Genomic DNA, 13,118 nt, shown 5'->3' on the forward strand with positions numbered 1-13,118 from the left:
CTTTTAATAATTGGCTTACCAGAGCATCTTGTTTTTGCTGATCTTCAAATTGCCTGCGTAATATTTTCTCGGCAATATCTAATGATAGGGTAGCAACCTGGTTTTTAAMATCGGCCATCGCGATAGCTTTCTGGTTGTTAATTTCCACGCGGGCAAGTTCAATCATGCGTGCGCCTTCTTTATGAGCAAGTTCTTTAGCATCAGCAATCATTTGCTCTTTAACTTTACGGGCATCATTAAGTATCTGGTCGCGCTCGGCACGGGCTTGTTTTAATAACGATTCGTTTTCGTTAGTTAAACGGGCCATTTCTTCTTTAGCTGCTTCAGCTTTTGAAAGTGCATCTTCAATAAAACGTTCACGATCGCTAAGCGCGCCTAAGATAGGTTTCCAGGCGTATTTCCCTAATATAAATAACAGGATCCCGAAAGATATTGTTGTCCAGAAAACTAAACCTAATGCGGGTGTAACTAAATCCATAAGTGTGTATAGTAATTACTTTGAGTATATTTCTTTTTTTTAATGGGATTAAAAACAAGCCCGAAACCAATCGTTCCGGGTTGTTTTTTTTCTTTTTTGCCTAATAATAATTAGAGCAAAGCTACTACCACGGCAAACAAAGCAACACCTTCAACAAGGGCTGCAGCGATGATCATGTTAGTTTGAATTTTTGAGGCAGCCTCTGGCTGACGGGCAATACCTTCAACGGCTTTACCGCCAATAGAACCGATACCAATACCAGCGCCGATAACAGCTAAGCCAGCACCAACTGCACCAAGGCTTCCATGTATTCCTGTAGCTGCCTGAGCTACAACCGTACCAATGGTTCCAATCATTCCAATCATTGTTTGATAATTTAACGTGTATATATAATTATAATTAATTCAGATTAATGGTGATGCTCCTCAACAGCCATACCTATAAACAGGGATGTAAGCATCGTGAAAATAAAGGCTTGCAGAAAAGCCACAAGCAACTCAATAGTATCCATAAATACCACAAACGGAACAGATACTGTTGACATCCATGCGGTTTTAAAGATAAATATCAATGATATTAAACTCAACACGATAATGTGACCCGCGGTAATGTTTGCAAACAAACGAATCATTAACGCGAAAGGCTTTGAGATAATACCAATAATTTCTACCGGAACCATGATAGGGTATAACCACAGCGGAATATCCGGTGTAAAAATATGCTTCCAGTAGTATTTGTTACCGCTAAAATTAATAACGATTAATACAATTACCGATAACACCATAGTTACCGCTATATTACCRGTTAGGTTGAAGCCACCCGGAAACATGGGAACCAAACCCAACAGGTTGTTTATTAATATAAAGAAGAATATGGTTAGCAGCAAAGGCATGTATTTAACATACTTTACACCAATGTTTGGTATAGCCACTTCATCCCTTACAAACAGGATAACCGGTTCTAACAATGCCTGGATGCCCTTTGGCGCTTTACCAGCACGTTTTTTATAGCCCGATGTAACACTTAAAAATACGATGAGCAAAATGATCATCCCCATCCACATACTGGCAACATTGCGGGTGATTGAAAAATCATAAACTTTGGCAGCTTTATCTACTTCACCGGCTTCATTTACAGCTTCAATCTTGTTACCTTCAAGCTTGTAGCTGTAATGTGCGCCTTTATAAACAGGCGACTCCTCGCTACCTTCTTCCTTTAATAATTTACCCGATAAAAAAACCTCCAGTCCCTTATCAGTATACAATATTACCGGCAACGAAATAAAATGCTCGCCTAACAATGGTATTGCTACTGGCCAGGAATGCGAATCGCCGATGTGTTCAAATACTATTTCCTTCGGATCAAAGGGTTTTGACTCTTCTTTTTTAGCATTTTCCTGCGAAAATGACAGTGTTGGCATTACACCTAACAACAAAAAAAGTGCGGAAATCAGGAATGTTTTAAATATTTTTGAGTTCAAAATCGAGCTGTTATACATCTAAATGAAGTTTTCTACCTTAATTTTTGGTTGCGCAAGTTACGTAACAAACCATAAATTTCAAAGGCCATATTTAAGAAATATATGTAAAAAAAATTGCCCGCGAAAACATACCGGTTTACGCTGTTTTTTGTAAGGAATATTGCTACAAAAAATAAGCAGGCCAATATTTTAACCGTCGTAGCCGCCAAAAAGGCCTGTGCATACAATTCATGGTTAATTTGTCCTATAATTACAATGGAAATAACGGTTAAAAAGGTAAGCCCGGCAATGAATAAAAATACCAGCCAAAACTTTGGTGTTAACAAATTTGCATAGCCGGCATAACTTAAAACCAGCGGCGGTACCGAAATGATAACAATAAATAAAAGAAATGATAATACGGTAGGAAGCAGTTTCAACTTTTTACGGATCTGATGACGATGTACAATGAAATGAATACCCCTACAAGTGACAATATTGCAGTTACCCATTTAGTTTGATGGTTTGCAGCCTGGTCTATTTTATACCCGGCAAAAGCAAAAACACCAATAACGGCAATCATCTGGAAAGCCATCCCGCTAAATTTAGCATAGTTACTTACCTGTTTGCCACCATTATCATTATTATTATCTGGTTCATTTTGGGCCATGCGCAAATTTATTAAACCTATTGTATAATCTTTAGTATTTTAGCAATGCTTTTTACAACCATGACCATATATTGAGGCGCGTGAGCATATTTTCCCTATCCAAACCGTACAAACTTATAATACTTGCGCTGATTATTATTTTAGCAGGGTGCTCGCTCGAAAAGAAAAGCGGCTTCAACCGCAATATGCAAAACCTTACGGCTCATTATAACATACTGTTTAATGCCAATGAATTACTGCGTATTAAGCAGGAAAGCTATGCCGCAGGCTTTGTTGATTCATACAACGAACTGCTGAACGTTTACCCCGATACCACTGCCCAAAGCGGCACTCCCGATAAAGACCTGGAACTGGCCGTCAGCAAAGCCAATAAGATCATTAATATAAAAGAGCAAAGCCATTACCTTGGCAATGCCTACCTGGTTATGGGCAAAGCGCGTTTTTTAGAAGGCAACTATTTTGATGCCGTAGAATATTTTAACTACGTTATTTTATCATATGGCAAGCAGATTGAATTAAAACAGGAGGCTTTGATATGGAAGGGACGCGCCTTGTTATACCTCAATAATCCAACCCAGGCAAAAATCACTATTGATTCCGCCATACAAAACATCAACCCTAAAAAAAACATTCCTGCCGGCATTTACGCCGCCCAACTACAATACAACATTAATACCGAAGACTACCCGGCCGCCGAAGAAAGCGCCAAAACAGCACTTAAGCTTTGTCATGATGGYAATCTTAAACTCCGCTGGACATTTATTTTGGCCCAGCTACAGGAACTCAACCAAAAACCACAGGAAGCTATAGTTAATTATACCAGTATTGTTAAAAGTAACGCCTCGTTCGAGATGGCTTTTAATGCCAACCTTAACCGCATCCGCATACAGGATAATGAGAACGGTATTAAACAAAATAAAATTGAGCGTCTGCGTAAATTGCTTAAAAACCAAAACAACAAGGAGTTTACCGATCAGATTTATTACCAGGTTGCCCAGCAGCTATACATTGCCGGTGATATTGACGGCGCCCTGAAAAACTACAAACTATCGGTACGCAGCAGCCTCAAAAATCAAAATCAAAAAGGTCTCTCTTATCTGCGCATTGCCGACATAAACTTTAAAAACAAAGCTGATTATGCCGAAGCTAAATTATATTACGATAGCACACTCACCTACCTTGCCCCCACCTACCCCGGCTACCAGATTATCCGCAAAAAAGCCAATAACCTACAAATTTTAACCGGCTTACTGCAAACCATATCTCGCGAGGATACCCTGCAAATGCTGGCCGCTTTGGACGAGCAAACCCGTACCGCCCGCATTGATGCCATGGTTACCCGTAAAATATTACAGGATAAAGTAACTAAAGAAACGGTTACAAGTAATAACGGCCAATTTGAAAACAGCAGGAACACCAATAATTTAAATAACCAGCAGGCCAGCAAAAGCGGGGGCAGCATATTTTATTTTTATAACCCCACGGCCTTAAGCCTTGGTACCAATGATTTTAAAAGGCAATGGGGCAACCGCAAGCTGGAAGATAACTGGCGCCGCAGTAAACGATCAAACAGTAATATTGCTGCCAATGTAAACGGAACAACTTCTGTACAGGATACTGATCCTTTTGCACCGTCGGCACAGGAAGCAGCCAATGCTGCCAGGGGCGATGCAGGAAGCTACCGGCAGGACATCATTAAAAACCTGCCCTTAACAACTGACCTTCTTAACCGGTCGAACTTTCGTGTTTATAATGCTTACATGGATATGGCCAATTTTTACCGCGATATTTTGGGCGATAAAAAGGAAGCCATTGCTACATATGAAGCTTTGCTGGCCCGTTTCACCAACAGCGCGGATAAAGCAGCTGTATATTACAATTTGTACCGGCTATATGCCGATATTGATGCCTCCCGGTCTGAAGCATACAAGAACAGGATACTGAAGGAGTTTTCTGAAAGCGTATTTGCCAGAGTGATACTTGATCCCGAATACAGTAAACACCTTGATGATGCAAATGCCGAATTTAATGGGCTTTACAATAGTGTATATGAGCTGTACGCACAAAAAAAATATGCTGCCGTTGTTACACAGGCAAATGATTTGCTGACCAAATATCCCGACAACCGTTTTGCAGCCCAACTATCATATTTAAGAACCATTGCTGCCGGTCACCAGGAAAAGCTAACCCCTTTTATGACCGATCTACAGCAGATAACAGCAAAATATCCCGATGATAAGCTGGTAACCCCACTTGCAAATCAGCACCTGGCTTATATTGATGCCAACAAAACCGAAATGGAAAGCCGTACGGTAGTGCTGACAGGTGATGATATAAACGAAATACCTTTTACCCCACCGGTAGCCTATCAAAAGCAAACAGAATACCGGCCAGATTATCATCCATCGCCCCAGGCACAGATAGCACAGGTAAGGCAGGAACCAAAAGCAACCCCGCCCATAGTGGCTCAGGCAAAACCAACTGCACCTGTTGAAATACCCAAACCTGCCGAACAAACCAAACCAAAGGAAACAGCGGCAATTACGCCGCCGCCTGCGGATTCGTTTAATAAACCGGTCGATCAACCGCCGGTAACATCACTAGCCCAACAGCCTCAGCAACAAGCTGCGCAGGCACCAATAATAAAACCCCCGGTCCCGGTAAACTACATATTCTCCATGCGAGATAGCAGCAATTATTATTTTGTGGTAAATGTTAGCAGTGGTACAACTAACCTCGCTTCATCGCGTTTTGGTATAGGGCAGTTTAACCGTACCAGGTTTTCGGGCAGTACCATTAAGCATGATTTAAAACCTATTGGGGCCGATGATCAGCTGATATTTGTTGGTCGTTTTTATAGTCTTGAGGATGTGAAAAAATATGCGCGGGGAATTATCCCGCTGATGCCCGATATTATGAAGGTGCCAAAGGATAAATACAGTTTTTTTATCATTACCAAGGAAAATCTGGATAAATTAGCCGACCAAAAAACGTTAGATAGTTATATTGATTACTATCAAAAATATTATTGAAATGAGAACCTATAACAAAAAACCTGCGCTTACCCCACAGGATATAAGACGGTATAACTGGTACATATGGCGCGCTGTAATTGCCGCTTTTGTATTTGTAATTATAATGATAACGCTTACCGTTTTTGACGTATTTGGCCAGTTGCCTCCATTCCGCGATCTGGAAAATCCTAAAAGTAACCAGGCATCAGAAGTAATATCATCAGATAAGCAAATTTTAGGCACCTATTATATCCAAAACCGCTCAAACGTTACATTTGCCGGTCTTTCGCCAAATGTAGTTAACGCCCTGGTAGCAACCGAAGATAAGCGCTTTTACGATCACTCGGGGATAGATTTCGGGCGGAGCTTTACTATATTCCTACACCTGCTTATTGGGCAAAAACAAGGTGGCAGCACTATTACACAGCAATTGGCGCTTAATCTTTTCAGCGAAAGGGCTGCCAATCCGTTTAAACGTGTGATTCAAAAAATGCAGGAATGGGTAACAGCTGTTAAACTGGAACGCCATTATACCAAGCAGGAGATCCTAACCATGTATCTTAACACGGTTGACTTTGGCGCGTACAACACCTATGGCATCAAATCGGCAGCACGTACCTATTTTAATACCACACCTGATAAACTAACGCCAGATCAGGCTGCCCTGTTAATAGGTATGGTAAACGGTCCGGGCATCTACTCGCCTATAAGGCACCCGCAAAATGCGCTTAGACGCCGTAACCTGGTTCTTAACCGGATGGAAGAGCAGGGTTACCTGAGCAATGGCCAGGCAGATGAGTTTAAAAAGAAGCCATTGGGGTTAAACTTTCACCAGAATAATCATTTTGACGGACCTGCACCATATTTCAGGTCGGTATTGAAAAAAGAGATCCAGAAGATCTTTAAAGATCAAAATATTAACCGGCCCGATGGTACTCCTTATGACCTTGACCGCGACGGCTTGAAGATATATACCACCATTGACGCTACAATGCAGCAATATGCCGAAGAATCGCAGCAGGAATACATGAAGAACCTGCAGGTGCAGTTTAATGATCACTGGCGCGGGAAAAATCTGTCAAGAAGCATTCACAACTATAAATTCCTCGTTAACCAGGGGATGTTGAAAAGCGACCGGTACAAGCAGCTGAAAATGGAAGGCTTGAGTGATGATGAAATTAAAACCAATTTCAACACTAAAGATACACTGAACCTGTTTACATGGCATGGCGATATCGATACACTGATGAAACCTATCGATTCGATTGTGTACTGTAAAATGTTGCTGCGTAACGCCCTCATGAGTATGGACCCAACAACCGGCTATGTTAAAGCCTGGGTGGGTGGTACCAATTTTGAGCACTTTAAGTACGACCAGGTAAAAAACGGCACAAGGCAGGTGGGTTCAACCGCCAAGCCGTTTACCTACGCGGTAGCTATTGATAATGGATATTCGCCCTGTATGAAAATAAATAACGTGCCGGATACGATACGGGGTTATGGCGATCCATGGTGCCCACGCTCATCGCCTTCAGAAACTTTACCAGGTTTTATTACCCTGCGCCAGGCGTTGGCCCACTCACAAAACTGGGTAACAGCCCACGTAATGAGCGAGGTGAAACCGGAACCTGTGGTAGAGCTGATTAAAAAAATGGGCATTACCAGCGCTGTACCTGCCTACCCTTCTATATGCCTGGGTACGTTTGATGCATCGGTATTTGAAATGACGGCAGCTTATTCGGTATTTGCTAATCACGGTTTGTGGACCGAGCCTACCTATATATTACGCATCGAAGATAAAAACGGTAACGTGCTATATTCCCATACCCCAAAAGTAGTACAGGCCATGAACCCGCAAACCGCTTACGTAATGACCTATATGCTGAAAGGCGTAATTGAAGATGGAACGGGCTCAAGGCTGAGCTATAAATATGGCCTGCGCAACCCCATCGGCGGCAAAACTGGTACCACCAACGGCAACTCCGATGGCTGGTTCATTGGTATAACCCCGCAACTGGTAACCGGCTTATGGACAGGCTGCGAAGACAGAGACATCGCATTCCAGTCTACCAGGTTGGGCGAGGGGGCCAACAGCGCATTACCTATATTTGCCATGTATATGAAAAAGGTATACGCCAACGCCGCACTGGGCATTAAAAAAACCGTTGATTTCGATGCTCCCAAAACCGGTGTAAGCATCATTCTTGATTGCGGCCAGTATACACAGCAGCAACAAGGGACTAATGAGGTGGATAAAAAGTTAGATTTTTAAGATTGTTCATTGGTTGATTGGTCTATTAGTTCATTGAAAATGAATTCAATATACTGTTTGAAAAACTTCAATCTATCCATGTCAAACTAAATGCATATTTAAAATTCATTGGTAAAACCGCTGCGTATAAAGCAGATCAAAGAATTAGTACACCATTAGCGTATCGTCAATTGTTCAGGATCTCAAAGCAGACCAATGAACTAATGAACCAATGAACCAATGAACGGCAATGGAAAAATTCGATCACAGGGAAGCATTAAAAAACATACCTCATAAACCGGGGATTTACCAATACTGGGATAGTGAGAAAGAACTGATCTATATTGGTAAGGCTAAGGATCTGCGCAACCGCGTAGGATCATATTTTAATAAGGATGCTCACATAAATGCCAAAACAAAGGTACTGGTATCTAAAATACGCGGTATAACGTTTACCATAGTTGATACCGAGGTGGATGCCTGGCTGCTGGAAAACAGCCTGATCAAAAAGCACCAACCGCGGTATAATGTAATGCTTAAGGATGATAAAACTTATCCCTGGATCATTATCAAAAACGAAAGCTTTCCCCGCATCTTCTGGACCAGGCGTATTGTTAAGGATGGATCGAAATACCTGGGGCCCTATGCATCCATCAGCATGATGCATAATATCCTGGGGCTGATTAAGGAAACATATCCACTGCGTACCTGCAACCTGGCGCTTACCCGCGAAAATATCGACAAAGGAAAGTTTAAGGTGTGTTTAGAATATCAGTTGGGCAACTGCAAAGGCCCCTGCCAAAACTACCAGACGGAAGATGATTACGACAACAGTATAGGAGAGATAACGGATATACTGAACGGCAAGATCGGGGCAATATTACGCCGCCTTAAAGGCGAAATGGAAGCAGCCGTTGCCGAATATAATTACGAGCTGGCCCATCGTCTTAAACGCAAGTTTGATTTACTGGAAAACTACCAAAGTAAATCAACTATCGTAAATTCATCTATTACCGATGTGGATGTATTCAACATCGCATCCGAAGAAAAACTTGCCTTTGTGAACTACTTAAAGGTGATGAATGGCACCATTATCCAAACCCAAACCATCGAGCTTAAAAAACGGCTGGATGAAAGCGATGAAGAACTATTAACGCTGGCCATTATAGAGTTTAGGAGCCGCTATAACAGTAACTCGAAAGAGGTAATTGTGCCATTTGATATCGACCTGCAAGAATCGTCCATTAAGTTTACCGTACCCAAACTGGGCGAAAAAAAGAAACTGCTTGATCTGTCGCAAAAAAATGTTCAATTCTTTAAGAAGGAAAAGATAGATCAGTACGAAAAACTGAACCCCGAGATCCGCACCGAACGTTTGCTAACACAAATGATGAAAGATCTGCGCATGAACCAGCTGCCCCGCCATATAGAGTGCTTTGATAACTCAAATTTCCAGGGTAAATACCCGGTATCGGCAATTGTGGTATTCAGGGATGGAAAGCCATTTAAAAAGGATTACCGCCACTTCCATGTAAAAACAGTAGAAGGCCCTAATGATTTTGCTACTATGGAAGAGGCCGTACACCGCCGCTACAGGCGCATGCTTGATGAAGGCACAGAACTACCCCAACTCATCATTATTGATGGCGGTAAGGGTCAGCTATCATCGGCCATGCACAGTTTAAAACTACTGGGTATTGATAAGCAGGTAACGGTTATAGGTATTGCAAAAAGATTGGAGGAATTATACTACCCCAATGACCAGTACCCCATGTACCTGGATAAAAAATCAGAAACGCTTAAAGTGATCCAGCACCTGCGCGATGAGGCACACCGCTTTGGCATCACCTTCCACCGTAAAATCCGTGATAAGGGAACCCTGGCTACCGAATTAGAATTGATAGACGGCATTGGCAAAACCACTGCCGAAAAGCTCCTCAAATACTTCAAATCCGTTAAAAAGATCCGCGATGCCAACGAAGAATTATTGCTTGAGGTGGTCAATTTAAAACAGGCGAAAGCTATATTGGGGTATTTTAACAGAGAGGAAAAGGAGAATTGATGTGCAGATTAACTTCGTTGAAGGGAACTCTGAAGGGCGAATGACGTTTTAAAAAAATTTGTCATCCTGAACGGAGTGAAGGATCTATTCGCGGACTGTACAGGGTGACGAAGCATAGCGAATAATAGATTGCTTCACTGCGTTCAGCATGACAAAAGGTTTAATTGCAAAAAAGTCAAAACCATATTAGTTTTGACTTTTTAATTTTGAATTTTGACTTAAATATTAGTATTGCCAAAGGTTAAGTTCCCAATCCATCAGTGTTTTCTTTACCCGCTCCGATTCATAAAGCTTATCTATACCTTGAGCATAATCTTTAATACGTTCGTCTTTATCGTTACTTTCCTTAACAATGTAACTCGCAAATATGCGTTTCATAAAAACATCATCAAAGCTTAAGCCAGTTGCATCGTTGTTACGGCTCACCACTTCTTTGGTTGCAAGTATAGGGCGTGCTTCAGGGAAATAGATCCAAAAAGCAGGCTGATAATCAACCAGATCCCCGGCAATACCTACCCCTTTGGGTTTAATGAGCGGGGCAATACCAATAATGCGTGGCTCAAATATAGAGCGCTGCCTGTCAAAAACCCAGTCTTCTTTAATACGGAACTTGACAACACTATCCGGGTTAAATTCACCCGCTACCATTGTTGATGATATTACGTTATTATCCTTATCCCGTTTTTCAACCACGCTGCTATCAGATGATAGGCGTCCGCGAGCCTGGCCAGAATTTAGTGGCGTCATAAAGCTATCGCCGTTAGGGTCATCCTTCTTACCTGGAGTTGGATCATATGCAGTTAATTCACCGGCGGCTATAGCATCCAGTAAAACATCTATCAAACGGCGTTTGGGCGATGCCAGATAAGTATTCATTTTATCACGAACATCAATTTCACGCCATACCCTTTTTGCAAAAGCGACATCACTTTCGCGAAGATTAGGGTAAGGTGTTACCCTGGCACTCAAAATGTTATTTTTCTTGAAATAACCATCAAGCGGCCTTTCAAAAGGTTTCATTGGCGTTTTTTTGGTTGTATCAACCGGCGGTGGTGCCGCCTGACTTACCACACTATTGGGCTGCAGCTTTACCGGCTGTGTAGTTACCGGTTTTTTTGCCGGAGMGCGTTTCGCACGTTTTTTTGTTTGCCCGTAAGAAGCAACACAGGCAAAACAAAGTACAACTACCAAAATTCTCTTTTTCATACGCGTTTAATTTGCGGATAATACAATTGGATCAAGTGATCGTGGTGACCTATCGGGTCCTACTGCAACAATATCCTTAAATATAACAGTAGTTCCGGGAGTTACAGTATTTAAAGCTGAACGCATAGCACCCGTAAGTTCACCTCCGCTTCCCGAATATATAATAGCATCCTGGCGCGGTTTTACAACCAACAGGGTAAAATGCGTTACGTTAAATTTAGCATCAAAGTCAAAACCATCTAACTGGGCAAACAACCTGTCCTGTGCACGGATATTGGCAGAACTGGTATTACCGCCACTTTTGCCGGCAAACTGTGGCTTAGGATCGGGGATCCGTTTAATACGAAACTCCGTTGTACCTAATACCATACCTTTTTCTCCGGTAACTGTAATACGGGCCCTACCTATCGAGCTTACCGAAGCAATATAATGCCCGCCTGAACCACTAAGTGAACCACCACTTATGTTTGCACCTATACTTGCAGTAGGCACACCCGGGGCAGATACTGTAACCGGGTTAGGCACACCTATATACAATACGTTCATTTTATCGGGGGATACTACCGCGGATGGTTTTGCAACCATATAAGTTGCAGAAACAGGATATGTTTTAGGCGCACCTCCATCAACAGATTTAACTGATAATACACCGGTTACGGTATGCAAGCCTTCACCGCCCGCTGTTACCGTATAGGTACCTACACCATTGGTTGTTGGTATCCTTGAGCCACCAATAGTGATGGTTGGATCTGAATGCGAATCATAAGCAGTTAAATAAATGTCTGCTTTGTATTGCTGGCCGGCCAAAACATAGCTGCTTGGCGCTACCGCAACTGCTTTAAACGCATTCAGGGTAACTTCTGCCTGGTCTACTTTACTATATAATTTTTTCACAACCTCGTTCTCGGCATTCTTGGTATCCGCCTGTATTTTTGCCAGTGTAGTTAAAGTAGCCCCTAATGGAATACCTTCACCAAAGTAGGCATTTTGCCATGTTTTCTTTTGCACCCCAGGACGCCCTGGCGGGTTATTAGCATTCAAAGAAAAATTAACGCCTGCACTATCCTTGCCCAGCAATTGCATTAATTTGGCTCTTGTTGCCTCAATTTTTTCTTTTAAAACGTCAGCTTTTTTCCCGTTTATCATCACTTCTGATGATATATCTAAATTGTCTCTGGCAGTAAYATCATCAATCTCGGGATTAATGCCTCCCCCTTCTTTTATCAATTCGGCTTTCAGTTCTTCAATGTAACCGTTCAGATCACCGGCCATCTTAGTTGCCTCTTTAGCCGAGTTCAGATATTTAGCTTTGTCGGGCTGGGCTTTTATTTTAGCATCAAAGGCACTATAAGTAGCTTGCAGGCTTGAGTTTACATTTTTTGTTGATGCATCCAAACTCCTGGTAATATTTTTAAAAGCATCCAGCAAATTTTCAGGCACATTCAGGGCAATTAAGCCTAAAAGCACCAGGTATAGAATACCTATCATCCGCTGTCTTGGGGTTTCCTTACCTCCGGCCATGTATTATAAATCTTAGCTTGTAAAAAATCTATTAATTATTAATTAACACGTGGCTGGTTCATAGCAGTAAGCATATTACCATATATAGCATTTAACGCTCCAAGGTTTTTAGCTAAACGGCCAACCTCATCTTTAAACTGTTTTGAATCATCTAACGATTCGTTAAAATTATTCATGGTTAAAGACAGGTTTTGGTAAAACTTGTTCATTGATTTTAAATGTGCACTTGAATCCTGTAATTCCAGTTCATAAACAGCATTTAATGACCCCAGGTTTTTAGCAAGCTTATTGATTTGCTCATGGTATGCTTTTGCGTCAACATTTGAGTTAGCCAGCTCGGATAAATTAGCTGATGCCTTGTCAAACGAAACGCTTAAATTTTCATAACTTGCAGTAGCTGCCTTTATTTTACTGGTAAAAGCAATTGTAGCTTCGCCTGCATCGGTAACTCTTGATA

Annotated in this window: 11 protein-coding genes; 3 read left to right on the forward strand and 8 right to left on the reverse strand. The window is 41.8% G+C overall.

Translation table 11 applies throughout. The features are described 5' to 3' along the window. The 5 genes from atpF to AC1DPZ_RS13275 form a co-directional block, all read right to left on the reverse strand. On the reverse strand, positions 1-478 hold a 478-nt coding region (gene atpF / locus AC1DPZ_RS13255; RefSeq protein WP_477404052.1), incomplete at its 3' end, for a F0F1 ATP synthase subunit B. A 110-nt stretch (positions 479-588) separates the two neighbouring features. Further along, a complete protein-coding gene (atpE, locus tag AC1DPZ_RS13260; protein ID WP_477404072.1) occupies positions 589-789 on the reverse strand; it encodes an ATP synthase F0 subunit C in 201 nt (66 codons plus the stop codon). Positions 790-887: 98 nt separating this feature from the next. Continuing rightward, positions 888-1,958 (reverse strand): F0F1 ATP synthase subunit A, encoded by a 1,071-nt coding sequence (gene atpB, locus AC1DPZ_RS13265; RefSeq protein ID WP_477404054.1) that lies wholly within the window; start codon positions 1,956-1,958, stop codon positions 888-890. A gap of 32 nt (positions 1,959-1,990) precedes the next feature. Next, complete coding sequence (locus AC1DPZ_RS13270) at positions 1,991-2,377, reverse strand: hypothetical protein (protein ID WP_477404056.1); 387 nt, start codon at positions 2,375-2,377, stop codon at positions 1,991-1,993. Then, complete coding sequence (locus AC1DPZ_RS13275) at positions 2,374-2,607, reverse strand: AtpZ/AtpI family protein (RefSeq protein ID WP_477404058.1); 234 nt, start codon at positions 2,605-2,607, stop codon at positions 2,374-2,376. Before AC1DPZ_RS13275 ends, AC1DPZ_RS13270 begins: the two co-directional genes overlap by 4 nt. An 80-nt stretch (positions 2,608-2,687) precedes the next feature. Between AC1DPZ_RS13275 and porW the strand changes: the two genes are divergently transcribed. The 3 genes from porW (at position 2,688) to uvrC (ending at position 9,934) form a co-directional block, all read left to right on the forward strand. Continuing rightward, positions 2,688-5,639: a type IX secretion system periplasmic lipoprotein PorW/SprE gene (gene porW, locus AC1DPZ_RS13280; protein ID WP_477404060.1), complete on the forward strand. Its 2,952-nt coding sequence runs from the start codon at positions 2,688-2,690 to the stop codon at positions 5,637-5,639. A gap of 1 nt (position 5,640) precedes the next feature. Beyond that, positions 5,641-7,893 carry a transglycosylase domain-containing protein gene (locus tag AC1DPZ_RS13285; protein WP_477404062.1) on the forward strand — a complete coding sequence of 751 codons (2,253 nt, stop codon included), beginning with the start codon at positions 5,641-5,643 and terminating at the stop codon, positions 7,891-7,893. Between the two features lie 229 nt (positions 7,894-8,122). Then, positions 8,123-9,934 carry an excinuclease ABC subunit UvrC gene (gene uvrC / locus AC1DPZ_RS13290; protein ID WP_477404064.1) on the forward strand — a complete coding sequence of 604 codons (1,812 nt, stop codon included), beginning with the start codon at positions 8,123-8,125 and terminating at the stop codon, positions 9,932-9,934. Between the two features lie 225 nt (positions 9,935-10,159). On the opposite strand, the gene porN is transcribed toward uvrC, so the two are convergent. The 3 genes from porN to porL all read right to left on the reverse strand — a co-directional run. Beyond that, complete coding sequence (gene porN, locus AC1DPZ_RS13295) at positions 10,160-11,140, reverse strand: type IX secretion system ring subunit PorN/GldN (protein ID WP_477404066.1); 981 nt, start codon at positions 11,138-11,140, stop codon at positions 10,160-10,162. A 6-nt stretch (positions 11,141-11,146) separates the two neighbouring features. Beyond that, on the reverse strand, positions 11,147-12,661 hold the full coding sequence (gene porM, locus AC1DPZ_RS13300; protein ID WP_477404068.1) for a type IX secretion system motor protein PorM/GldM: 1,515 nt from the start codon (positions 12,659-12,661) through the stop codon (positions 11,147-11,149). Positions 12,662-12,699: 38 nt separating this feature from the next. After that, a partial coding sequence (porL, locus tag AC1DPZ_RS13305) for a type IX secretion system motor protein PorL/GldL (protein ID WP_477404070.1) occupies positions 12,700-13,118 on the reverse strand: 419 nt, incomplete at its 5' end.

It is taken from the genome of Mucilaginibacter sp. P4_G9 (genome assembly GCF_056400985.1).

Bases quoted from the DNA above. Each gene is read 5' to 3' on its own strand.
- uvrC (WP_477404064.1), top strand. From the start codon at position 8,123: ATGGAAAAATTCGATCACAGGGAAGCATTAAAAAACATACCTCATAAA.
- AC1DPZ_RS13285 (WP_477404062.1), top strand. From the start codon at position 5,641: ATGAGAACCTATAACAAAAAACCTGCGCTTACCCCACAGGATATAAGA.
- AC1DPZ_RS13275 (WP_477404058.1), bottom strand. From the start codon at position 2,607: ATGGCCCAAAATGAACCAGATAATAATAATGATAATGGTGGCAAACAG.